The sequence below is a fragment of the Ideonella azotifigens genome (assembly GCF_021043325.1).
GTDB classification, from domain to species: domain Bacteria; phylum Pseudomonadota; class Gammaproteobacteria; order Burkholderiales; family Burkholderiaceae_C; genus Ideonella; species Ideonella azotifigens.
Genome location: NZ_JAJNKD010000009.1, coordinates 229210 through 251201 on the forward strand (window position 1 = coordinate 229210; position 21992 = coordinate 251201).

Below are 21992 nucleotides of genomic sequence, written 5' to 3' on the forward strand. Positions count from 1 at the left end.
GGCAATGTGCCACGGCCAGGCGGCCCGGGTCGACAAAGGGCTCAGTCCAGCCACCAGGCAGCCACGCCGCCGGCTTCCAGTACCGGGCCGCCGAGCACGAAGCGTGCGTCGGCCGGCGCGGGCAGCTGCACCGCTTGCTCGCCATAGTGGACGGCGAACTGCAGCCTGCCGCGCCGCCGCAGCCGCAGGCCTTCGGGCAGCGGCTGCGCAGGCAGGCCGGCCGCGCTTGCGGCGCGGGCCATCACCGCGCCCAGTCCCGCGTCGCACAGCCAGCCGCTGATGTAGCGGGCCAGGCCGTGTTGCACGACGGCGGCATGCCCGTCCGAGTAGCTCCCCTCGGCCGTCAACCCGGCTGGCAGGTCCAGCACGTCGCGCCAGCGCGTCACTTGGGCCGACGTGTCGCCCAGCGAGACTGGCAGCGCAATGCCGGGCCGCAGGCCTTCGACCGCGGTGACGCGCAGGCCAGGGAAGAGGGCGCGCAGCGGCCCGGGGGGCAGGCCTTCGGCAATGTGCATCTCGGCCGTGCGCGAGCCGCTGCGCGGGCCGAACACCAGCTGCGCGCCACTGCGCTGCAGGCGGTCCACGAAATCCGGCGAGACGACAGGCAGCGTCGGCACCGCCACCAGCTGGTAGCCGCTGAAATCGGCCGAGGCCGGCAGCACGTCCACGTCCAGCCCCAGGCGGCGCAGCGCGCTGTACCAGCGCAGCTGCAGCGTGTGCACGTCGAAGTCGGCGCTGTTGGGCAGCGCGTCCAGGGCCCATTTGCCGGCGTAGTCCACCACCAGCGCCACGCGCGCCGGCCGGCTGGTTTCCACCGGCACGGTGGCCAGCTCGCGCGCCACCTGCGCGGCCTCTTCGCCGCCGGTGGCCAGCAGGTTGTCGGGCGTGTTCAGGCCGGAGTGCAGCTGCTCTTGCGCGTACGGCACCTGGCGCCAGCGGAAGTAGGAGACCAGTTCCGCCCCGTGCGCAAAGGCTTCCCAGGTCCAGGCGCGCACCATGCCGGGCAGCGGCAGCGCGTTCCACGGCGCCCAGTTCACCGGCCCGGCCTGCTGCTCCATCACCCACCAGCGGCCACTGGCCACCACGCCGCGGTACAGGTCGTGGTTGAACGCTGCGATGTCCGGATGGCCGGTGCGGCGGTGGGCCAGCTTCTCGGCTTCGCTGGCCACGTTCATGCCATCCAGGTGGCCCAGCGGGTAGCTGTCCCAGCTGGCAATGTCCAGGTCGCGGCCCATCTTGTGGTGCTCGAAGCTGCCGAAGAAACCCATGAAGTTGTGCAGCACCGGCCGGCCGGGTGCGTGCCGGCGCAGGATCTCGACCTGCATGCGGTTGTAGCGCAGCACCTCGTCGGAAGCGAAGCGCTGGAAGGCCAGCAGCTGCGAGGGGTTGGGCGGCGCCGGCATCGCCACCGGCAGGCCCACGTCCTCGAAGCGCGCGTAGGTCATGCTCCAGAAGACATTGCCCCAGGCCTGGTTCAGCGCTTCGATGCTGCCGTAGCGCTCGGCCAGCCAGGCGCGGAAGCGCTTCAGCGCGCCCTGCGAGTAGGACACGGTGGTGTCGTGGCAGCCGTATTCGTTGTCGGTCTGCCAGGCGATCACGGCCGGATGGCTGCCATAGCGCTCGGCCATCGCCGTCACCACGCGGGCGCTGGCGGTGTGGAAGGTCTCGCTGGAAAAGCAGTAGTGGCGGCGCGAGCCGAAGGGCTTGGTGCGCCCGTGTGCATCCACTGCCAGCACGTCCGGATGCTGCTCGACCAGCCAATGCGGCGGCGCGGCGGTCGGCGTGCCCAGCACGACTTCCAGGCCGGCTTCGGCCAGTGTGTTGATCGCCCGGTCCAGCCAGTCCCACTCGAAGCGGCCGGGGGCCGGCTCGATCAGCGCCCAGGCGAACTCGGCGATGCGCACGGTCGACAGGCCCAGCTCGGCCATGCGGCGCGCGTCCGAGGCCCACAGCGATTCGTCCCACTGCTCGGGGTAGTAACAGACGCCCAGCTTCATGGCGCAGGCCCAGGAAAAGTTTTGGTGTGCATAGATTAAACGCTTAATCCTTTTCCCGTCAATGGCGGTTTTGCCGGCCAAACGGCCCGTCCCGGCTGGGCCGAAAACGTTGAGGGTTTTCCCGCTGGCTCGGGCGGAATGCAGCCGACACACTGCCGGAAGTTAATCGCTTAACAAAGCATTCCGCCTTCATTCCCTGCGCCGATGAACCTCCCGTCTTCCCTCCCGCTGAGCGGCCCGCTGGGCTTGCAGCTGCCGCCCGCACCGGCGCGTGCCGAAACCGGTTTCCTGAACCTGGGGCAGCACCCGCGTGCCGACCGGAGCCTGGCCGTCAACAGCCGCTGGCTGACGCTGGACGGCAAACACTGGATGCCGGTGATGGGCGAGTTCCACTACTCGCGCTTCCCGGAAAACGAGTGGCGCACCGAGCTGCTGAAGATGGCCGCCGGTGGTGTGAACATCGTCGCCAGCTATGTCTTCTGGAACCACCACGAGGAACAGCGCGGTGAGTTCGTCTGGACCGGCCAGCGCAACCTGCGCCGCTTCGTCGAGCTGGTGGCCGAAGCTGGGCTGCTGTTCTACCTGCGCCCGGGTCCCTGGGTGCATGCCGAGGCGCGCTACGGCGGCCTGCCGGACTGGGTGATGGCGCAAGGCCCGGTGCGCAACAACGATGCAGCCTACCTGGCGGCGGTGCGCGCTTTCTACGGTCAGATCGGCGCGCAGCTACGCGGCCTGCTGTGGTGCGACGGTGGCCCGGTGATCGGCCTGCAGCTGGAAAACGAATACGACCAGGTTGGCCCCGGCCGCGGTGCCGAGCACATCGAGGCGCTGCGCCACATCGCCATCGACAGCGGCCTGACCGTGCCGCTCTACACGGTGACCGGCTGGCCCACGCTGGACATTCCAGAGCGCGAGGTCATCCCCGTCTCCGGCGCCTATGCCGACGGCTTCTGGAGCGGCGCTACCGAACCCCTGCCGCCGTCCGGCGTGTTCCTGTTCGACACCAGCCGCGCGATCGGCGAGATGGGCAATGTCGGCGGCACACCGGCCGAAGGCCGCATCGACCCGTCGCACTACCCGTTTTTCCTCGCCGAAGCTGGCGGCGGCATGCACGTGTCCTACCACCGCCGCCCGGTCGTCACGCTGCAGGATGTGGCCGCCACCGCGCTGGTGCAGGTCGGCTCCGGGGCCAACCTCTATGGGTATTACATGTACCACGGCGGTTGCAACCCTGCCGCCCTGGTGCCCGGCGCGCGCCTGCAGGAAACCCAGGACACCGGCTACCCGAACGACGTGCTGGTGCTGAACTACGACTTCCGCACCCCGCTGGGCCAGTACGGCCAGGTGCGAGCCTCCTACGGCCGGCTGCGCTGCCTGCACCAGTTCATGGCCGCATTTGGCGAGGAGCTGGCCGCGATGGAGGCCGTGCTGCCTGCCGAGCGCGCCAGCGGGCCGGAAGACCGCAGCCGCCTGCGTGCCTCGCTGCGCGGCGCTGGCGACAACGGCTTCCTGTTCGTCAACAACCACCTGCGCCACCACCCGCTGCCAGCCTTCTCGGGCGTGCAGTTCGAGGTCCAGCACAGCGGCGGCACGACGCTGCTGCCCGCCACACCGGTGCAGGTGCCCAGCGGCCTCAGCTTCATCTGGCCCATCGGCCTGCGCCTGGGCGCGGCCCGCCTGGCCCACGCCACGGTGCAGCCGCTCACCCGCTGGACCGAGCCGGACGACACGCAGGTGCTGGTCGCATTTGCGCTGCCGGAGTTCGGCGCCAAGCTGCACTTCGAGGCGGCGTCAATTGAGGTCACTGATTCAACGCCGGGCGATGAAATCCAGCAGGACGCCCAAGGCTGGCAGCTGGACATCGCCGTCACCATCGCGCCGCGCCTGCTGCGCGTGACCGATGCCACTGGCGCGGTCCACAGCGTCGTGCTGCTGCCGCAGGCGCTGGCCGACCAATGCCTGCACGCGAAGCTGAATGGCCGCGACCGGCTGCTGATCAGCCCGCAGCCGCTCTACCTGGACGGCGACGAGGCGGTGGTCTCGGTGGCCGACGACGGCCTGGCGCAAGTGCAGGTGTGGCCGGCGAACGAGGTGGCCGCGGGCTTCGCCGTGCAGATGGCTTCGCTGCCCGCGCGCGTGCCCGGCGAGGTGGCGCTCGCGCTGCTGCAGGACAACCCGAGCCCGCCGCCCGTGCGCCTGGGCCCGCACGTGGCCTGGCGCGGCAAGTCCACGCCGCTGGCGCCGGACGACGAGGCTTACGCCCAGGCCACACGCTGGAGCCTGGACCTGCCGGCCGAGCTGGCGCAAGGCCCTGGCCGCGTGATGCTGGTGCTGGACTACCTGGGCGACGCGGCGAGGCTGTATGCCGACGGTGAGCTGGTGGACGACCATTTCTACGACGGTGAGCCGTGGCAGATTGGCGTGGACCGTTTTGTCGTGCAAGGGAACGCCGGGCCGTCCCAAGTTGCCTTGTCCCCCACGGGGGGCGGGCTGGGTATCGCCCAGCCCTGGGGGCACTCAGATGGCCGCTGGCCGGTGCTGGAACTGGCGGTGCTGGCGGCCGACCCCGAAGCGCCCATCTTCCTCGAAGCCTTCGCGCGCGAGCGCTTGCGCGAGGTGGGTGGGCGGCCCACGCTGGCCAGCGTGGCGCTGCACACACGGCGCGAGCTGCGCCTGTCCCTCTGACGACCGGATCGGAAAGCCCATGGCCAGTGTGACCCTGGAACATTTGTTCAAGCGCTACGACGGCGGCGCCGACATCGTGCGCGACGTTTCGCTCGACATTGCCGACGGCGAGTTCTGCGTCTTCGTCGGCCCCAGCGGCTGCGGCAAGTCCACGCTGCTGCGCATGATTGCCGGGCTGGAAGACATCACCGGCGGCACGCTTCGCATCGGCGGCAAGCCTGTCAACGACCTGGCGCCCTCGGAGCGCGACGTGGCGATGGTGTTCCAGAACTACGCGCTGTACCCCCACCTCAGCGTGTCGCAGAACATCTCGTTTGGGCTCAAGCTCTCCGGCATGAAAAGCCCGGAAATCCGCACCCGCGTCGGGCAGATCGCGAAGGTGCTGGAGATCGAGCACCTCCTGGAGCGCAAGCCGCGCGCGCTGTCCGGCGGGCAGCGGCAGCGGGTGGCCATCGGGCGCGCCTTGGTGCGCAATCCGGGCGTGTTCCTGTTCGACGAGCCGCTGTCCAACCTGGACGCCGCGCTGCGCACCCAGACCCGGCTGGAGATTGCGCGCATGCACCGTGAGTACGGCCGCGCCAGCACCGTCTACGTCACGCACGACCAGGTCGAGGCCATGACGCTGGGCGACAAGATCGTGCTGCTGCACACCGGTGAGGACATGACGCGCCACGGCAGCGTCGCCCAGGTCGGCACGCCGATGGACCTGTACCAGCACCCGCGCAACCTGTTCGTGGCTCGCTTCATCGGCTCGCCGCAGATGAACCTGCTGAGCGCGCAGGTCGTATCGCTGGCGCCGGGCGGCGTCACGGTCGCGCTGCGCGACGGCACGCAGGTGACGGCCGGTGTCTCGCCCGATGGCCTGGCGCTGGGCGCCAAGGTCACGCTGGGCGTGCGCAGCGAGCACCTGTCGCTGTGCGAGTCGGCCAGCGACAACGTGCTCGGTGGCCGCATCCAGTGGGTCGAGCACCTGGGCGACACCACCTTTGCCTACGTGGACGCTGCGCACGGCGGCACGCCCGAGCGCGCGCTGGTCGTGCGCCTGCCGGGCGACAGCGCGGTGGTGGTGGGCGACGCTGTGGGCCTGCGGCTGCCCACCGAGCACCTGCACGTGTTCGGCGAAGACGGCCTCGCACTGCGGCGCCTGGCAGCCCGGCCATGACTGCGCTGAGCATGCGCAAGGTGGAAGTCCCTTCGCCTCGCTTCAGCCGGCTGCATGCGGTGGTGGCGCTGCTGGGTGTGCTGGCATTGCTGGCAGCGCTGGCCATCGTCGTGCTGCTGCTGGCTGCGCACCAGCCGGCCGCGGCCGCTGGCGTGCTGGCGGTGCTGGGCGTGGCGGTCTTCATCTACCTGTCGCCGCGCTTCTACGCCTGGCGCTATGTGGTGCCTGGCCTGCTGGCAGCGCTGGTCTTCATCGTCGTGCCCATGGGCTACACGGTGGCGATCAGCTTCACCAACTACAGCTCGGACCACCTGCTTACCTTCGAGCGTGCCACCGAAGTGCTACTGAGCCGCAGCAACAGCGACGGCGCCGGGCTGGACTTCAAGCTGCTGGAAGATGCCAACCGCTACCGCCTGGCCTTTACCGATGAGGCCGGCCAGCACTACTTGAGCGCGTCGTTTGCACCAGGTGCCGCGCAGCGCGTCAAGGCCGAAACGGTGGCCGACGAGCCCGCCGGCACCGCGCTGCCGCTCAAGCGCGTGATCGCGCTGCAGGAAGCGCTGAAGCAGGTCACCGCCGAGCTGCCGGACGGCACCGAGCTGCACCAGAGCAGCCTGCGCCGCTTCGCCGCCAGCCGCCCGGCCTACACCCGCAACGCCGACGGCACGCTCACCGATAACGCCGACGGCGTGCGCATCCAGGCCAACTGGGCGGCAGGCTACTGGCAGCGGGCCGACGGAAAGACGCTGCAGCCCGGCTTTCGCGCTTCTGTGGGCTGGCACAACTACGTGCGCATCTTCACCGAGCAGCGCTTCCTCGAACCCTTCCTGCGCGTGTTCGCGTGGACGGTGAGCTTCGCCGCCCTCAACACGCTGTTCACCTTCGCCATTGGCGTGGTGCTGGCAGTCGCGCTGAACTGGGACGCGCTGCGCGGGCGCAACTTCTACCGGCTGATGCTGTTCCTGCCTTATGCGGTGCCGGCCTTCATTTCCATCCCGGTGTTCCGCGGCCTGTTCAACGAGAACCTCGGCGAGATCAACCTGGTGCTGGACCAGTTGTTCGGCATCCGCCCCGGCTGGTTCTCGGACGCGACGTTGGCGCGCAGCATGGTGCTGCTGGTCAACGCCTGGCTGGGCTATCCGTACATGATGATTCTCTCGATGGGCCTGATCAAGGCGATCCCGGACGAGCTGTACGAAGCCTCGGCGCTGGCCGGCGCCGGGCCGCTGACCAACTTCTTCCGCATCACGCTGCCGCTGATCGCCCGGCCCATCGCGCCGCTGCTCATCGCGTCGTTTGCGACCAACTTCAACAACCTGACGCTGATCGCGCTCTTGACCAATGGCGCGCCGGATTACCTCGACACCGCCGTGCCGGTGGGCGCCACCGACCTGTTGGCGTCCTACACCTACCGCATCGCCTTCCAGGACTCGGGGCAGAACTATGCGCTGGCCTGCGCGATCTCGTCCATCGTGTTCCTGATGGTCGCGACGCTGGCGGTCGTGAACCTGAAGCTGTTCAAGGTCGGGCGCGATCCGCGTTGACCAATTGAGGTAACTTATTCATGGCCATCGTCCTGAAGAAGTCCCAGCGCTGGCGCGTGCTGGGCATGCACGTGGCGCTGCTGGCCTTCATCGGCCTGACCATCACGCCCTTCCTGATGATCCTGTCGATCTCGCTGCGGCCGGGCAACTTCGCCGGCGGGCACCTGATCCCGCCGGAGATCAGCTTCGAGCACTGGAAGCTGGCGCTGGGCATGTCCTACCAGGACGCGGACGGGCAGATGATCCACCCGCCGTTCCCGGTGCTGCAGTGGATCCTGAACTCGTTCAAGGTGGCCGGCATCTCGGCCACCGTCTCGCTGCTGCTGTCCATCACCAGCGCCTATGCGTTTGCGCGCATGCGCTTTCGCGGGCGCGACGCCACGCTGAACGGCCTGCTGCTGCTGCAGATGTTCCCCTCGGTGCTGGCGCTGGTGGCCATTTACGCGCTGTTCGACCGCATTGGCGAAGCCGTGCCCTGGCTGGGCCTGAACAGCCACTGGAGCCTGGCGCTGGCTTACACCGGTGGCGTGGCCCAGCACATCTGGCTGATCAAGGGCTATTACGACAGCGTGCCCGGCGAACTGGAAGAGGCCGCCGCGGTGGACGGTGCCACGCCGCTGCAGGCCTTTGTCTACGTGCTGCTGCCGATGGCGCTGCCCATCCTGGTGGTCGTCTTTGTGCTGGCCTTCCTCGGCGGCATGATCGAATACCCCATCGCCTCGGTGCTGATGCACGACGAGGACAAGCTGACGCTGGCCGTCGGATCGCGCCTGTTCCTGTTCAACCAGCGCTACCTCTGGGGCGACTTCGCCGCCACCGCCATCCTCGCCGGCCTGCCGCTGACGCTGCTGTTCCTGGTCACACAGCGCTGGCTGGTCTCGGGCCTCACCTCTGGCTCGGTGAAAGGATGAGTTTGTATCCAGTCGTTTATCCTGCCCCGCATGAACCCTTCTTCTCGCTGTTTCCCGCATGACCACGCTGGCTGAAGTCGCCCGCAAGGCCGGCGTCACCGCGGCCACGGTGTCCAACGTGCTGCGCGAGCGCGGCAAGGTGAGTGTCGAAACCCGTGAGCGGGTGCTGGCCGCCGTGCGCGAGCTGGGCTACCGGCCCAACCTGACGGCGCGCGCGCTGGCCGAGGGCCAGCCGCAGACCGTGGCGCTGATGGTCTCCAGCATTGCCAACCCGTTCTACCCGGCGTTTGCGCTGGCGGTCGAGCGCGCGGTGCGCAAGCTTGGCTATTTCCTGATCGTCTGCAACACCAACGACGACCCCGAGCAGGAGCGCGCCTACCTGGACGCTGTCGCCGGTTCGCTGGCGCGCGGCGTGCTGGTGATGAACGCCGACTTCGTGCAGATCGACGAACTGGTCAAGTTGCGCGAGCGTGGCGTGCCGGTCGTGCTGTGCATGTGGGAGAAGCCGGACCAGCCGCCGCCGCTGCCCAGCGTCGCGGTGGACTTCTTCCGCGCCGGCATGATCGCCGCCGAGCACCTGGTGAAGCTGGGCCACCGGCGCATTGGCGTGGTGATGGGCAGCGAGCTGAGCGGCAACCACATCTGGCGCTACCGCGGCTTTCTGGAGGGCCTGAAGCGGGCGGGCCTGGAACTGCCAGAAGGCCATACCGTGTTCGGCCACGACACCATCGACGCAGGCCGCAACGCCGGCCACGCGCTGCTGGCCGCGGTGCCGGACCTGACGGCCGTCTTCGCGTCCAACGACCTGCCTGCGCTTGGCGTGCTGCAGGCCGCTGCCGAGGTCGGGCTGGACGTGCCCGGTGACCTCTCGGTCATCGGCATCACCGACATCGCGCTGGCGCACCAGGTGCGGCCCGCGCTGACCACGGTGGCCGTGCCCATCGACGAGTCGGCCGAACTGGCCGTGGAGCTGATCACGCAGATGATCCGCGAGACCGGCACGCCCGGCGGCCAGCCGCCGCTGCGCGAAGCCTCGGTGCCGAGGTTGGTGGTGCGCGCGTCCACCGGGCGGGCCAGCAAGGCCGCGGCCGGCGCGAAATAGCCCCATCCCCCTAGCTTGGGTAGGCGGGGCTTTCGGCGCCCTGTTTGGGCTCGGCTATTGCTAGACAGCTGGCGCAAATCGGCGGCTCTCAAGGGCCGTGGCGCACCGGCCTCAAAGGGTTGCACCCGATGTCCCTGGCGGGTGGCGCTCCTAAATTTGCGCCGCTGCCGTTCAAGAGACGGCGGCGTCCCCATCGTCGACACACACACTCGGAGAACCCAGTGCAAAAAGTTTCCAAAAGGATCGTCAAAGGGATGTTCAAGACCAGCACCATCGTGGCAGCGATGCTGGTGGCCGCCGGCGCTTCGGCCGCCGCACGCGAAGTGCTGGACGTGCAGCTCTCGCTGGACAGCGCGGTCGTGCAGGGCGACAGCCAGGTCGCGGTGCACGTCACCGTCACCAATACCACCGGCCATGATGTGAAGGTGCTGAAGTCGCAGCTGCCTTCGAAGCACCTGCAAGGTCCGCTGTTCCGCGTGCTGCAGGACGACGGCACGCCGGCCGCCTACGTCGGCCCGCTGGTCAAGCGCGCCGCGCCCACCGCCAAGGACTTCGTCGCGCTGCCGGCCGGCGGTTCGCTGAGCTACACCGTGGACCTGAGCCGCGACTACGCGCTGGGCAACGGCCACTACCGCATCGAATACGTCGGCGGCGGCCTGCGCCAGGGCGCCGTCGATTTCGCATCGACCGCACCGGCCGAGCTGTGGACGCAGGGCCGCAGCGCCGAGCAAGCCGCGTTCATCGACCCCGAAGAAGCCGTGCAGGCGCAGACCGACGAGTTGCTCGGCCGTGCCCACCTGGCCAGCATCAGCTACACGGGGGCCTGCACCTCGACCGAAAAGAGCACGCTGGTCAGCGCCGTCAGCGCCGCCACCACCTACGCGACCAACACCACGACCTACCTGAGCGGCACGCCTTCGGCCACGCAGCGCTACGTCAAGTGGTTCGGCACCTACTCGTCGTCCGGCTGGAACACCGCGAAGAGCCATTTCACCAACGAGACAAGCGCCTTCACGACCCAGCCGCTGACGCTGGACTGCTCCTGCAACGACAGCGGCACCTATGCCTATGTCTATGCCAATCAGCCGTACAAGATCTACCTGTGCGGCGCGTTCTGGAGCGCCCCGATGACCGGCACCGACTCCAAGGGCGGCACGCTGGTGCACGAGATGTCACACTTCACCGTGGTTGCCGGAACCGACGACTGGGCCTACGGCCAGACCAAGGCCGCGCGGCTTGCCAAGACCAACCCGACCAAGGCGCTGGACAACGCCGACAGCCACGAGTATTTCGCCGAGAACAATCCGTCGCTGCCGTGATCGTCAATTGAGATGCCTCTTTCCTCCGGTCGCGTGATGCGGTCCGGAGGAAGGGCCCGTGCCGAGCGGGTCAACGCGGCACGACGCCCAGTTGCTGCAGCAAGCCGAGGTTGTCCTCGAGGTGCCAGTTCTCGGCGATCTGGCCCGACTCGATGCGGTAGATGTCGGTGGCGATGAAGTCGATCGCGCGGCCATCGCCTTGCCGCGCATTCGCACCGCTGCCCAAGCGGCCGCTGAAGTGGCCGGTGAAGCGCAGCCGGCCCACCACGCGGTCGCCCACCAGCAGCATTTCCTCGACCTGGGCGCGCAGGTCCGGCACCGCGGCGCGGAACTGCTGCGAAGCGAACAGCGGCCCTTCCGGGCCTTGCGGCCGGCCGGCTGGCAGGTTCCGGTCGATGAAGGCAGGCGACAGTGCGGCCTGGGCATAGGGCGCCTCGCCGGTGTTCCAGAACGCGTAGTAGCGGCGTGCGGCCAGCGCCATCGCGTCGCGCTGGGCGGCTGGCAATGAACGGTCCACCACCAGCGAGGCTGGCTCTGGCAAGGCTTCGGCGGCGTGCGCGGCGTGACAGGCGCTCAGTGCGGTCAGCGACGTGGCAAGCAGGGTGCGGGCAAGGTTTTTCATGGCGGGAAGAAGCCCGTGGCGGGGCAGGACGTTTGACATGCCCGCATCGTCGTCTTTTCGGCCCTGGATCAAAATGGCTCAAGCTGTTGCGGCAGCTGTTCCAATTCGAGAAAGATGAAAGGTGACATCGCGCATGGCCGATCTGTCTGACATGCGGCTTTTTGTGCAGAGCGTGCTGGCCGGCAGCCTGTCCGCCGCTGGCCGGGAGCTTGGTTTTTCACCGGCGGTGGGCAGCAAGCGGCTGGCGCGGCTGGAGGCTGGGCTCGGCGTGCGGCTGCTGCAGCGCAGCTCGCGCCGGTTGGCGTTGACCGAGGAGGGTCAGCGCTACTTCGAGCGTTGCCGCACCATCCTGGCGGACGTGGCCGATGCGGAGGCCGAACTGGCCCAGGGCAGGCGCGAAGCCACCGGCCTGCTGCGCGTCTCGTCGCCGGTGGCGCTGGGCCGGCGCTGGATCGGCCCGGCGATCCAGCGCTTTGCCGCCTTGCATCCGCAGCTGCGGGTGCAGCTGTCGCTGTCCGACAGCGTGGTCGACCTGCTGGATGGCGGCTTCGACTGCGCGGTGCGCATTGGCGGCGACCCGGCCTCGCGCCTGGTGGCCCGCCACCTGGCCGACAACCGCCGCGTGGTCTGCGCCGCGCCCGCCTACCTGCATCGGCGCGGGGTGCCGCAGTCTCCGGCCGAGCTGGCTCAGCACGACTGCATCGTGCTGAGCCGTGGCAGCGCGAGCTCGTCGGCCGACTGGCGCTTTGTGCCTGCAGGCCCGGCCGGCGCGGCACCGGTCAGCGTGCGGGTGAGCGGCCGGCTGCAGACCGACAACGGCGAGCAGGCGCACGACTGGGCGCTGGCCGGCCTGGGCCTGGTGCGCCGCTCGGTGTGGGACGTCGCGGCCGAGCTGGCCGATGGCCGGCTGGTGGCGGTGCTGCCGGCCTGGACCGGCGAACACGCCCCCATTCACGTGCTGTTCGCTTCGCGCGAGTTCCTGCCGCTGCGCACCCGGCTGTTCATCGACGCGCTGGTGGCCGAGTTCGCCGAGGCTGCGGCCGGCCTGGCTGGCCAGGCGCCGGCCAGGCGAAAGCCGCCGTCAAGGTGAGGCGCGGGGTTCAGGTCGCTGCGCCAAACAGCTGCTGCCGCCCCGCCTGCGTGATGGCCGAGACGGCAGGGTGCGTGATGCGCCGCTCGACCGAGATGGCGTAGAACTCTTCCACCAACTCGTCGCTGCGGCCCAGCACCTTCACACCGTACTGTTCGCAGGTCTCCTGCTCCAGCACCGTGGGCGAGGTGAACACGCCGCGACCCTCGCGGCCGAAGGCCTTCATCAGCGCCGCGTCGTCGAACTCGCCGATGGTGCGCGGGTGCAGCTGGCGCTCGGCGAACCATTGCGTGAGCCGCTGGCGCATCGCCGAGCCGGCCCCGGGCAGCAGCATCGGTGCGCCGTCCAGCTGTTGCGGGAAGCGCCCCTTGAGCGTCTTCTTCAGGTCAGCGGTGCAGAAGAAGCTGGTCGCGGTCGTGCCCAGCGGGTGGTTGAAGGCCTTCACGCTGAGCTGCTTGTTCATCGCCTCGTCGGCCATCACCAGGTCCAGCCGCTGCACCGCCAGCTGGGCCAGCAGGTCCTGGAACTTGCCTTCGTGGCAGATCAGCCGCACCTGCTGCGGCACGGCGTCCAGCGCGGGTGCCAGCAGCCGGTAGGCAATGGACTTGGGAACAGAGTCGGCAATGCCCACGCGGCAGTCCAGCGCCTGCCCGCCCGCGCGCGCCTGGCCGATGGCGGTTTCCATCTCGGCGCTGAGGCTGAAGATCTGCTCTGCGTAGCCCAGCATCACGCGGCCTTCTTCCGTCAGTTCCAGCTTGCGCCCGTGCTTGCGGAACAGCGGGTAGCCCAGCCGCGCCTCCAGCAGCTTGATCTGGCCCGAGAGCGTTTGCGGCGTGATGTGCAGCTGCTCTCCGGCCCGCATCACGCCACCGGCCTTGGCTGTGGCCCAGAAGTAGTGAAGGTGCTTGAAGTTCATCGGTGCTCCAGGGCGAGCTGTGGGATTTCTCGAAGCATTGGATCAAGAAATACGAATTTACGCGAAGTGTCTTCGCGCGTAAGGTGTGGGCAACGCTCAAACGATGCGTTGTTGCTCCAGAAAGGACTCTCATGAGCCAACATCTCCAAACCCTCTCGCCGGCCTTTGGTGCCGGCGCTTCCGGCTCGGTGGCCCAGCGCAACCGGGTGTTGCGCAACACTTACTGGCTGCTGGCGCTGTCCATGGTGCCGACGGTGGCTGGCGCCTGGCTGGGCGTGGCCACCGGCCTCGCCAGCGCGATGAGCCCCATCGTCAGCATGGTCGTGTTCCTGGCCGGCGCGTTCGGCTTCATGTTCGCGATCGAGAAGACCAAGAACTCGGCCGCAGGCGTGCCGGTGCTGCTGGGCTTCACCTTCTTCATGGGCTTGATGCTGTCGCGCATGATTGGCGCGGTGCTGGGCCTGGCCAACGGCGCCGGCCTGATCATGACCGCCTTCACCGGCACCGGCCTGATCTTCCTGGGCATGGCGACCATGTCCACCGTGATCAAGCGCGACCTGTCCAGCATGGGCAAGTGGCTGTTCATTGGCATGATCATGCTGCTGGTCGCCGGCATCGCGAACGTGTTCATCCAGTCCAGCGCGCTGATGATCACGCTGTCGGTGGTCGCCATCGGCATCTTCTCGGCCTTCATCCTGCATGACTTGAAGCGTGTGCAGGACGGCTACGAGACCAACTACATCAGCGCCACGCTGGGCGTGTACCTGAGCCTGTACAACGTCTTCCAGTCGCTGCTGGCCCTGCTGGGCATCTTCGGCGGCCGGGACGAGTGACTGGCCTAACTGGTGCGGCCAGAAAGCCGTGGCCACGTGCGCAATGAAGTGCGCAATGAAGTGTGTGCGAAGCGGTAATTAGCGTTTCGCATCAACATGATGGGTGAGTCACAATGTTCGCAAATGAGCTTGTACGACTCACCCCAGCAATTTGAGCCCTTGTTGCCTTCGGAGCGCCAGCAAGAGCCTTTGCTGGCGCGCGCGCATGACTTGGCGCGCGCCGCAGTTTCGCTGAGCAGCCAGCCGATCACGCCGGCATTGCGCCAGTTGCTGCGCGGCATGAATTCGTACTACACGAATCGCATCGAGGGGCAGCACACGAGACCGCGCGAGATCGAGCAGGCCCTGCGTCGCGATTTTTCCTCCGACCGGGATCTCGCCGCCCGGCAGCGCTTGGCGGTGGCGCACATTGAGGCCGAGGCTGCAATCGAGCAGAGATTTGCCGGCGATGCTGGTGCGGAGCAGCTCTACAGCGCAGCGGCCGTGGCCGACCTGCACCGCGAATTGTTCGCCCGTTTGCCCGCCGACGATTTGCGCACGGCCGAGGGTGTGACCCTGGTGCCCGGGCAGTGGCGGGGCAGGGACGTGCAGGTGGGCGCGCATGTTGCGCCAGTGCACAGCAGCCTGCCTGCATTCCTGCAACGCTGGGCATCGTTCTATGGTGGGGTGCGTCGGGGCGAGGCGTCCTTGCTGGCACTGGCGGCTGCCCACCAGCGCTTGGGATGGATTCATCCTTTCGTGGATGGCAATGGCCGCGTGATGCGGTTGCACACCCACGCCATGCTGCATGCGTTGGGCTATACCGGCGGCTTGTGGTCTCCGCTGCGCGGCTTTGCCCGCAGCACCGACCGCTACTACGCATTGCTTGCGGATGCCGATTCGGCGCGCCGAGGCGATCTGGACGGGCGTGGCAACCTGAGCGAACAGGCCTTGGTGGCCTGGATCGAATATGTGCTCGAGGTCTGCCAGGATCAGGTGAACTTCATGGCCCGCCTGCTGGACTTGTCGAGCATGGAGCGCCGGTTGGCAGCCTGCCTGACCCACGAGGAACAAATCCTGAAGTCGGGCGTGCGGCGCGAAGTGCTGCGGCCCTTGCACTACCTCTTTCTCACAGGCGGCGAACTTGAGCGCGGCGAGTTCAAGACCATGACCGGCCTGGGCGACCGCACCGCGGTGTCGGCCTTGTCGGCGCTGCTCAGGCGCGGACTGCTGTCCTCTGACAGCCCGCAGGGCAAGGTGCGCTTCGCGATGCCCTTGCACGCCTTGCGCTTCTATTTCCCTGCCCTCTGGCCGGAGGCGGAAGCGGACGCCGACGAGTTCGCCTGATGGCTTGACCCAGGCGGCTGCTGCGCCCCAGGGCGTTCAGCCGGCAAAGCGGTTGGGCTGCAGCCCGGTCACGTTCGTCTCGACCGTGAACAGCGCGCCAGCCAGCGGTTGTGCCGCCAGCTGGGCTTCGCTGAGACCGAAACGGGCGCTGGTGATGTGCAGCGTCGTCAGGTCCGGGCCGCCGAAAGCGACATTGGTGATGTGGTCGGTGGGCAAAGGCACGCGCAGCAGTTCGGCGGCCGTCACCGGGTCGTGGCAGGTCACGCAGGCGGCGCCCCAGTGGCAGATCCACAGGCGGCCTGCCGCGTCGCTGGTCATGCCGTCGGGGTGGCCGTCGTGTTCGGCGAATTTCAGCCAGACGCGGCCGGCGCCGACTTCGCCGGTGACCGGGTCGAACGCGTAGGCCATGACCTTGCGGTGCACCGTGTCGTTGAAGAACATGGTGCGCTGGTCGCGCGACCAGGTCGGGCCGTTGGTCACCGGGAAGTTGGCCTGCAGCGCCAGCGTGGCCTGGCCGGCGGCGTCGAAGCGGTACAGCGAGCCGGTGGGCGCTTCGCAGGCGAAGTCCATCGTGCCGCCCCAGAAGCGGCCTTGCGCGTCGCACTTGCCGTCGTTGAAGCGGTTGCCGGGCAGTTCGGGTTCGGGCGCGTCCAGCATCTGCAGCGCGCGGCCCTTGGGGTTGAACAGCGCCAGGCCGCGGCGCAGCGTGATGGCCAGGCCGGGCTGCGTGGCCCGCTCGGCCACCGCGCTGATGGTGTCGTCCATGTCCCAGCTCTGCTTGCCGCCAGTGGCCGGCTCCCAGCGGTGCAGCTGCTGGCCCAGGATGTCGACCCAGTACAGCGCCTGCTCGGAGGGCGACCAGCAGGTGCCTTCCCCAAGCGTGGCACCAGCGGCCCAGACGCAGCGGGGTTCGGACAGGAGGCGAGGGGCTTCAGCTTGGCTCATGGTCGGTCTCGGCGGAAATGGCTGGAAGGTGTCGACGGACCGGACGGGCTCGAGCGGGTCGTCGGAACGGGCTCAATCTAGGCGCAAAGCGGAACCGTGGTTCGTGCCACGGCGAGCATTTGCAACGACGAGTGGGCTCGTTCTGGCGGCACGAGCGGGCTTGGCCGGTTCGTACGCACCTTCCTAGTGTGAATCACGCGGGATCGGCGCGCCACTGCCGCCAACCAGGAAGTCCAGGTCGGCGCCCAGGTGGGCCTGCTGCACGTGTTCCACGTAAAGCTTGTACCAGCCGCGTTCAGGCGACGGTGGCTTCTGCCATTCGGCCAGGCGGGCGGCCAGCTCTTCGTCGCTGATGTCCAGGTGCAGGCGGCGGGCCGGCACGTCGAGGTCGATCATGTCGCCATCGCGCACGACGGCCAGCGGGCCGCCGGCCGCGGCTTCGGGCGAGGTGTGCAGCACCACGGTGCCGTAGGCGGTGCCGCTCATGCGCGCATCCGAGATCCGGACCATGTCGGTGATGCCCTTCTTCAGCACCTTGGGCGGCAGCGGCATGTTGCCGACCTCGGCCATGCCGGGGTAGCCGCGCGGGCCGCAGTTCTTCAGCACCATCACGCAGTGTTCGTCGATGTCCAGCGCGTCATCGTCGATGCGCGCGTGGAAGTCCTCGATGTTCTCGAAGACCACCGCGCGGCCGCGGTGCTGGAGCAGGTGCGGCGAGGAGGCCGAAGGCTTGATGACGGCTCCATTGGGCGCCAGGTTGCCCTTGAGCACCGCGATGCCGGCGGCCGGTTTGAAGGGCTCGACCATGGTCTTGATGACCTCGGGGTTCCAGCACTGGGCCTCGGCGATGTTCTCGCCAATGGTCTTGCCGTTGGCGGTGGGCTGGTCCAGGTGCAGCAGCGAGCTGATTTCCTTCATCACCACCGGCAGGCCGCCAGCGTAGCAGAAGTCTTCCATCAGGTAGTGGCCGGACGGCTGCAGGTTGACCAGGCAGGGGATCTCCGCGCCCAGGCGGTCCCAGTCTTCCAGCTTCAGCTCCACGCCCATGCGGCCGGCAATGGCCAGCAGGTGGATCACCGCGTTGGTCGAGCCGCCAATGGCCGCATTGGTGCGGATCGCGTTCTCGAAGGCCTCCCGGGTCAGGATCTGCGACATGCGGATGTCCTGCTTGACCATCTCGACAATGCGCCTGCCGGTCAGCTGCGCCAGCCGGTTGCGCCGCGTGTCGGCCGCGGGAATGGCGGCGTTCTCGGGCAGGGACATGCCCAGTGCCTCGACCATGGAGGCCATCGTCGAGGCCGTGCCCATGGTCATGCAGCTGCCCTTGGAGCGGTGCATGCAGCTCTCGGACGCGGTGAATTCTTCCTGCGACAGCTCGCCCGCGCGCACCATCTCGCTCATGCGCCAGACGCCGGTGCCCGAGCCCAGGTCCTGGCCGCGGAACTTGCCGTTCAGCATCGGGCCGCCGGACAGGCCAATGGTCGGCAGGTCGCAGCTGGCCGCGCCCATCATCAGCGACGGTGTCGTCTTGTCGCAGCCCATCAGCAGCACCACGCCGTCGATCGGGTTGCCGCGGATCGACTCTTCCACGTCCATGCTGGCCAGGTTGCGGAACAGCATCGCGGTGGGGCGCAGCTGGGTCTCGCCCAGGGACATCACCGGGAACTCCAGCGGGAAGCCGCCGGCCTCGTACACGCCGCGCTTGACGAACTCCGCGAGCTCGCGGAAGTGCCCGTTGCAGGGCGTGAGTTCGCTCCAGGTGTTGCAGATGCCGATGATGGGCCGGCCGTCGAACAGGTCGTCCGGGTAGCCCTGGTTCTTCATCCAGCTGCGATGCACATAACCGTCCCGGTCCTGCCGGCCAAACCAACCCTGGCTACGGCGGACGGGCTTCTTTTTGCTGTCCATTGATCTTGTCTCCTGAGCTTGACGCGGCGCATCCTATCCCCGCAAACTGATATAGGAAAAATAAAGAATGAAGCCTCATTCATATCCGTTTTGACATAGCTTTGGGCGCTCAGTGCATGAGCCCCGCCGCCTGGCCCTTCCGAACAAGCCACCGCCACCCGCTACGCCAGCCTGCCGTGTGACGCGTGGATGTCGGCCGAGGACGAGGCCATGCTGGCCCAGAATCAGTGCATGCCCGACGGGCTGCAGCCGGAAGATGTCGCGACGATGGTGCTGTTCCGGGCGTCGGACGACGGCAAGATGTGCACCGCGCAGGAGTAGGAGTTCGTCGCGGACGGCGGATTGACAACGCAGGCCCCGCGCTGGGTGCGCTGTCAGATCAGCGCCGCGCTCTCGCGAAGCCGCTCGGCAGTTTTGCCCAGACCGGCGCGGGCGAAGGCGGTGGCAAATTCCTCGGGCGTCAGGGGTGGATTGGCGAGCCGTGTGCGCTGGATTTTGAAAGCCGCCAGCGCTTGCGCTGCATGGGTCGCCAGCAGTTGAACGAGGAAGTCGTCGGGATGGACTGCGCGAATCCCGTGCACGTTCAAAAGCTGCTGCGGGAAATCTTTCAGATTTGCCGTGACGATGCAACTGGCAGCGGCAGCAATGGCTGCAGCGAGCACGTGGCGGTCGCCGGGATCGGGCAGACGGAGCCCGTCAAGGTGCGGAGTCCATTGCGCTGCGGGCACTTCCCAATCGGGTACTGCTCTGCGGGCGGCGTCGCGGCGCCGATCATAGAAGCCCGCGGGTTTTCCATTGTCTCGTGCCAGATTGCGGGTCCACTCCGCATCGATCTGAGCAGTCCACTTCGGCACGAGCAAGCCTGCAGTGGCCAGGGTCAGCAGCGCATCCGAGATCACGATGGGGTACATGACGCAAGCGTCGAGTATCACCGGTGCCAGCCGCGTGGGCGCGATCACCATCAGTACTCAAGTCCCAGTTCGCGCGAACTTGCTGCCAGGTCGTCGAGTGCCTTGTCGCGGTCCGTCCGCATCTTGGCGGCGTACTTCATCAGTTCGGAGAACTCAATGCGGCGGTGCGTGCCAACCTTCCGGCAAGGCAGGCGGCCGGCCTCGATTTCCTTCACGATGAAGGGCCGGGAGACATTCAGATAGTTGGCAGCGTCTTGGGTGGACAGCTCTTGAGGTGCCTGAATCACGGCCACTTCCAGCCCCTGGCTCATCGCGCGCAGCACGTCCTCGATCGCTGCCAGTGCCTCGGGCGGCAGCTGAATGCTCGGAGACAGGCCAGCTTCGGACGCCATCACGATGTACACCGGTTGGTCGCGGTGCTCTGCGGCCGCGAGGGCACGGTAGGCCAAACCCGCAGCCTCTGCAGCTGTGCCGGGCGAAGAGCGAACCTTGTCTGTGGAATCTGCGGTGTTCATGTTGATGGCTCCGGTGGCTTGCAACAGCCGCAGTTTATCTAAACGAATTTAACGAAACCAACGAATCTAACGAAACGCGCAAGGGCATGGCGGAAGCCGGTGTTTCGCTTACTCAAGCCCGGTCAGGTCGAACTGGGTGCCGTAGATCGCCAGCGCGGTGCTCTTCAGCGCGCGCAGCATCACCTTGGCTGCCGGCGACAGCAGCCGGTCGGTGCGGGTGATCAGGCCAAACGCGTCCATCTTGCAGGGCAGCTGGATGGGCAGCACCGCGCACAGGCCGTGTTCGGCGTAGTAGCGCGCCACGTCGGTCGCCACCACGGCCAGCAGGTCGCTCTGCTGCATCATCTTGGTCATGAACAGCAGCGCGCTGGTCTCCACCAGGTTGACCGGCGCGTCCAGCCCTTCTTCCTGGAACATCAGCTCGAAGCGGTGGCGCAGCACGCTGCCGGCGGCCGGCACGATCCAGCCTGCGCCCACCAGGTCGCGCAGTGTCAGCCGCTGTACGTTGAGCAGCGGATGGCCGGGCCGGCCCACGGCCGAGACCGGTTCCTCGACCAGCGCCTCGTAGCGCAGGTCCGACTTGTCGTGCCGCTCGAACAAGCGGCCGATCACCATCTCCAGCTTGCCTTGCTGCAAACGCTCCATCAGCACGTCGCTGGTTTCAATCTGCAAGGAGATGCGCAGGCTGGGGTGCTCTTCCTTGACCAGCGCCACGGCCGGCGGCAGCAGGCTCATGCCGGGCGAGGTGATGGCGCCCACGCTGACCTGGCCATAGCGGCCGGCCTTCAGCGCCTCGATCTCGTCGTGTGCCTGCGACAGATTGGCCAGCGCCATGCGCGCGTGGCGAATCATGGTTTCCCCGTACCAGGTCGGCCGCATGCCGCGCGGCAACCTGTCGAACAGCTGTACTTCCAGCATGTCCTCCAGTTCCTTGAGCAGCTTGGACGCGGCCGGCTGCGTCATGTTCAGCACCTGTGCTGCACGGTTGATGTTGCCTTCTTCCTCCATTGCCACCAGCAGCAGCAGCTGGCGCGTCTTCAGGCGCGCGCGGATGAACCAGTGGGTGTAGTTGGTCGACGAGGACATATGCCAGATCGTATATGGATGCTGCTTGTAAATCTATTAGAAAGATATCGCTCAGCTTCGTACCATGCGCGCCAAACAAGACCACTGCGACCAGGGCGATTTGCCCGGCCGCCAGATGCAGGAGACCTCGTCGATGTGCCGATTCCCGGACCTCGTTGCCACGCCCGGCAGCGCCCGCCGCTTCTTCCAAGCGAGCTGAGCGCGCCGCTGCCATGCAAGCAACGCTGAAGCTGTTCATCAATGGCCGCTGGGAGACCGGCGTGACCTTGGGCATCAGCGAAAACCCGATGTCGCAAGGCGACGTGGTCGCCGAGTTCGCGCGCGCCGACGCGATCCAGACCGAGACCGCCGCGCGCGCCGCCGACCAGGCTCGCCGCAGCTGGGCCGGCAGCGAGCCTCAGCGCCGTGCCGACGTGCTGTCGACCATCGCCGCTGAGCTGCTGGCGCGGCAGGATGAGCTGGCCCGCCTGGTGGCGCGCGAAGAGGGCCGGCCGCTGGATGAAGCGCAGGCTGAGGTGGGCCACGCCGGCCAGTTGTTCCGCTTTTTCGCAGCCGAGGTGCTGCGCCAGGCTGGCAACGAGCGTGCCCCTGGCAAGGGCCAGGCGCGTGCCCCGGCAGCTCGCGCGCCCGTCGGCGCAGTGGCGTTGATTGCGCCGTCGCAGTGCCCGTTTGCGATCCCCGCCGAGCAGATCGCGCCGGCGCTGGCCTTTGGCAACACCGTGGTCTTCAAGCCGGCAGAGCGCGCCTCGGCCTGCGGTTGGGCATTGGCCGAAGTCATCAGCCGGGCCGGACTGCCCGCGGGGGTATTCAATCTCGTGATGGGCAGTGGCCGGCTCGTAGGGCAAACCCTTGTCGACAGTCCCCTGATGTCTGCGGTCTGCTTCGCGGGTTCGGCTGCGATTGGCGAAGGCGTTCTTCAGCGCGCCAGCACGCGGCGCGCCAAGGTTCAGCTGATGCCCCTGCCGGTATGGCCACCATTGGCGCTGCCACAGGCTTCAACGGCTGGCGCGCGCCAGCTGGCACGGCGCGCCGCCGAGTTTTTCACTACCCCCGTCGCCGCCCGGGCGGCGCCTGTGTTCCGGGCATGAGCCCACGTTCTCGTCAAAGCAACCACAAGGAG

19 protein-coding genes and 1 pseudogene are annotated in these 21992 nt (G+C 67.7%); 12 read left to right on the top strand and 8 right to left on the bottom strand.

All coding sequences use genetic code 11. The annotated features are described in order from the left end of the window. Nucleotides 1–41: 41 nt before the first annotated feature. Nucleotides 42–1997: a beta-galactosidase gene (locus LRH25_RS19620; RefSeq protein WP_231011986.1), complete on the bottom strand. Its 1956-nt coding sequence runs from the start codon at nt 1995–1997 to the stop codon at nt 42–44. 204 nt (nt 1998–2201) lie between these two features. Between LRH25_RS19620 and LRH25_RS19625 the strand changes: the two genes are divergently transcribed. The 6 genes from LRH25_RS19625 (at nt 2202) to LRH25_RS19650 (ending at nt 10720) form a co-directional block, all read left to right on the top strand. Further along, a complete protein-coding gene (locus LRH25_RS19625; RefSeq protein ID WP_231011988.1) occupies nt 2202–4682 on the top strand; it encodes a beta-galactosidase in 2481 nt (826 codons plus the stop codon). A gap of 19 nt (nt 4683–4701) precedes the next feature. Then, the gene (locus LRH25_RS19630; protein WP_231011991.1) at nt 4702–5844 is read left to right on the top strand and encodes an ABC transporter ATP-binding protein; all 1143 of its coding nucleotides are present in this window, start codon (nt 4702–4704) and stop codon (nt 5842–5844) included. Further along, nucleotides 5841–7388 carry a maltose ABC transporter permease MalF gene (gene malF / locus LRH25_RS19635; protein ID WP_231011993.1) on the top strand — a complete coding sequence of 516 codons (1548 nt, stop codon included), beginning with the start codon at nt 5841–5843 and terminating at the stop codon, nt 7386–7388. The genes LRH25_RS19630 and malF overlap by 4 nt, the downstream gene beginning before the upstream one ends. A 20-nt stretch (nt 7389–7408) precedes the next feature. Then, nucleotides 7409–8299, top strand: coding sequence for a maltose ABC transporter permease MalG (malG, locus tag LRH25_RS19640; RefSeq protein WP_141289223.1), 891 nt, complete (start codon nt 7409–7411; stop codon nt 8297–8299). 58 nt (nt 8300–8357) lie between these two features. Beyond that, complete coding sequence (locus LRH25_RS19645) at nt 8358–9401, top strand: LacI family DNA-binding transcriptional regulator (protein WP_141289221.1); 1044 nt, start codon at nt 8358–8360, stop codon at nt 9399–9401. A gap of 254 nt (nt 9402–9655) precedes the next feature. Beyond that, nucleotides 9656–10720 (top strand): M35 family metalloendopeptidase, encoded by a 1065-nt coding sequence (locus LRH25_RS19650; RefSeq protein WP_141289219.1) that lies wholly within the window; start codon nt 9656–9658, stop codon nt 10718–10720. 70 nt (nt 10721–10790) lie between these two features. On the opposite strand, the gene LRH25_RS19655 is transcribed toward LRH25_RS19650, so the two are convergent. Continuing rightward, nucleotides 10791–11342, bottom strand: a complete 552-nt coding sequence (locus LRH25_RS19655; RefSeq protein ID WP_141289217.1) for an ester cyclase — start codon at nt 11340–11342, stop codon at nt 10791–10793. Nucleotides 11343–11475: 133 nt separating this feature from the next. On the opposite strand from LRH25_RS19655, the gene LRH25_RS19660 reads away from it, so the two are divergent. Continuing rightward, nucleotides 11476–12432: a LysR family transcriptional regulator gene (locus LRH25_RS19660; protein WP_231011995.1), complete on the top strand. Its 957-nt coding sequence runs from the start codon at nt 11476–11478 to the stop codon at nt 12430–12432. Between the two features lie 10 nt (nt 12433–12442). Here the strand turns inward: LRH25_RS19660 and nhaR are convergent, their stop codons facing one another. Then, nucleotides 12443–13348: a transcriptional activator NhaR gene (nhaR, locus tag LRH25_RS19665; protein WP_141287888.1), complete on the bottom strand. Its 906-nt coding sequence runs from the start codon at nt 13346–13348 to the stop codon at nt 12443–12445. Nucleotides 13349–13479: 131 nt separating this feature from the next. Between nhaR and LRH25_RS19670 the strand changes: the two genes are divergently transcribed. Further along, nucleotides 13480–14181, top strand: coding sequence for a Bax inhibitor-1/YccA family protein (locus LRH25_RS19670; RefSeq protein WP_141287889.1), 702 nt, complete (start codon nt 13480–13482; stop codon nt 14179–14181). 123 nt (nt 14182–14304) lie between these two features. Further along, on the top strand, nt 14305–15507 hold the full coding sequence (locus LRH25_RS19675) for a Fic family protein (RefSeq protein ID WP_233446839.1): 1203 nt from the start codon (nt 14305–14307) through the stop codon (nt 15505–15507). A gap of 36 nt (nt 15508–15543) precedes the next feature. On the opposite strand, the gene LRH25_RS19680 is transcribed toward LRH25_RS19675, so the two are convergent. After that, the gene (locus tag LRH25_RS19680; RefSeq protein WP_141287891.1) at nt 15544–16452 is read right to left on the bottom strand and encodes an SMP-30/gluconolactonase/LRE family protein; all 909 of its coding nucleotides are present in this window, start codon (nt 16450–16452) and stop codon (nt 15544–15546) included. 183 nt (nt 16453–16635) lie between these two features. Beyond that, on the bottom strand, nt 16636–18360 hold the full coding sequence (locus LRH25_RS19685) for an IlvD/Edd family dehydratase (RefSeq protein WP_141287892.1): 1725 nt from the start codon (nt 18358–18360) through the stop codon (nt 16636–16638). 213 nt (nt 18361–18573) lie between these two features. On the opposite strand from LRH25_RS19685, the pseudogene LRH25_RS19690 reads away from it, so the two are divergent. Continuing rightward, nucleotides 18574–18681 (top strand): annotated as a pseudogene (locus tag LRH25_RS19690) (3-oxoacyl-ACP reductase); the annotation flags it as partial. A 53-nt stretch (nt 18682–18734) separates the two neighbouring features. Here LRH25_RS19690 and LRH25_RS19695 read toward each other — a convergent pair. From LRH25_RS19695 to LRH25_RS19705, 3 genes are all read right to left on the bottom strand, one after another. Then, entirely contained in the window at nt 18735–19322 is a 588-nt protein-coding gene (locus LRH25_RS19695) for a VapC50 family PIN domain-containing toxin (protein ID WP_141287893.1), read from the bottom strand. Next, on the bottom strand, nt 19322–19786 hold the full coding sequence (locus LRH25_RS19700; RefSeq protein WP_141287894.1) for a helix-turn-helix domain-containing protein: 465 nt from the start codon (nt 19784–19786) through the stop codon (nt 19322–19324). The genes LRH25_RS19695 and LRH25_RS19700 overlap by 1 nt, the downstream gene beginning before the upstream one ends. Nucleotides 19787–19894: 108 nt before the next feature. Continuing rightward, entirely contained in the window at nt 19895–20872 is a 978-nt protein-coding gene (locus tag LRH25_RS19705) for a LysR family transcriptional regulator (protein ID WP_141287895.1), read from the bottom strand. Between the two features lie 64 nt (nt 20873–20936). Here LRH25_RS19705 and LRH25_RS32855 point away from each other — a divergent pair, with 64 nt between their 5' ends. Together LRH25_RS32855 and LRH25_RS19710 are read left to right on the top strand one after the other, a co-directional pair. Continuing rightward, entirely contained in the window at nt 20937–21071 is a 135-nt protein-coding gene (locus LRH25_RS32855; protein ID WP_259372444.1) for a hypothetical protein, read from the top strand. Between the two features lie 13 nt (nt 21072–21084). Continuing rightward, nucleotides 21085–21960, top strand: coding sequence for an aldehyde dehydrogenase family protein (locus LRH25_RS19710; RefSeq protein WP_231011996.1), 876 nt, complete (start codon nt 21085–21087; stop codon nt 21958–21960). Nucleotides 21961–21992: the final 32 nt, after the last annotated feature.

Bases quoted from the DNA above. Each gene is read 5' to 3' on its own strand.
- malF (WP_231011993.1), top strand. From the start codon at position 5,841: ATGACTGCGCTGAGCATGCGCAAGGTGGAAGTCCCTTCGCCTCGCTTC.
- LRH25_RS19630 (WP_231011991.1), top strand. From the start codon at position 4,702: ATGGCCAGTGTGACCCTGGAACATTTGTTCAAGCGCTACGACGGCGGC.
- LRH25_RS19650 (WP_141289219.1), top strand. From the start codon at position 9,656: ATGTTCAAGACCAGCACCATCGTGGCAGCGATGCTGGTGGCCGCCGGC.
- nhaR (WP_141287888.1), bottom strand. From the start codon at position 13,348: ATGAACTTCAAGCACCTTCACTACTTCTGGGCCACAGCCAAGGCCGGT.
- LRH25_RS19700 (WP_141287894.1), bottom strand. From the start codon at position 19,786: ATGAACACCGCAGATTCCACAGACAAGGTTCGCTCTTCGCCCGGCACA.
- malG (WP_141289223.1), top strand. From the start codon at position 7,409: ATGGCCATCGTCCTGAAGAAGTCCCAGCGCTGGCGCGTGCTGGGCATG.
- LRH25_RS19675 (WP_233446839.1), top strand. From the start codon at position 14,305: ATGAGCTTGTACGACTCACCCCAGCAATTTGAGCCCTTGTTGCCTTCG.
- LRH25_RS19710 (WP_231011996.1), top strand. From the start codon at position 21,085: ATGCAAGCAACGCTGAAGCTGTTCATCAATGGCCGCTGGGAGACCGGC.
- LRH25_RS19645 (WP_141289221.1), top strand. From the start codon at position 8,358: ATGACCACGCTGGCTGAAGTCGCCCGCAAGGCCGGCGTCACCGCGGCC.
- LRH25_RS19620 (WP_231011986.1), bottom strand. From the start codon at position 1,997: ATGAAGCTGGGCGTCTGTTACTACCCCGAGCAGTGGGACGAATCGCTG.
- LRH25_RS19680 (WP_141287891.1), bottom strand. From the start codon at position 16,452: ATGAGCCAAGCTGAAGCCCCTCGCCTCCTGTCCGAACCCCGCTGCGTC.
- LRH25_RS19685 (WP_141287892.1), bottom strand. From the start codon at position 18,360: ATGGACAGCAAAAAGAAGCCCGTCCGCCGTAGCCAGGGTTGGTTTGGC.
- LRH25_RS19670 (WP_141287889.1), top strand. From the start codon at position 13,480: ATGAGCCAACATCTCCAAACCCTCTCGCCGGCCTTTGGTGCCGGCGCT.
- LRH25_RS19625 (WP_231011988.1), top strand. From the start codon at position 2,202: ATGAACCTCCCGTCTTCCCTCCCGCTGAGCGGCCCGCTGGGCTTGCAG.
- LRH25_RS19660 (WP_231011995.1), top strand. From the start codon at position 11,476: ATGGCCGATCTGTCTGACATGCGGCTTTTTGTGCAGAGCGTGCTGGCC.
- LRH25_RS19695 (WP_141287893.1), bottom strand. From the start codon at position 19,322: ATGGTGATCGCGCCCACGCGGCTGGCACCGGTGATACTCGACGCTTGC.
- LRH25_RS32855 (WP_259372444.1), top strand. From the start codon at position 20,937: ATGCGCGCCAAACAAGACCACTGCGACCAGGGCGATTTGCCCGGCCGC.
- LRH25_RS19705 (WP_141287895.1), bottom strand. From the start codon at position 20,872: ATGTCCTCGTCGACCAACTACACCCACTGGTTCATCCGCGCGCGCCTG.
- LRH25_RS19655 (WP_141289217.1), bottom strand. From the start codon at position 11,342: ATGAAAAACCTTGCCCGCACCCTGCTTGCCACGTCGCTGACCGCACTG.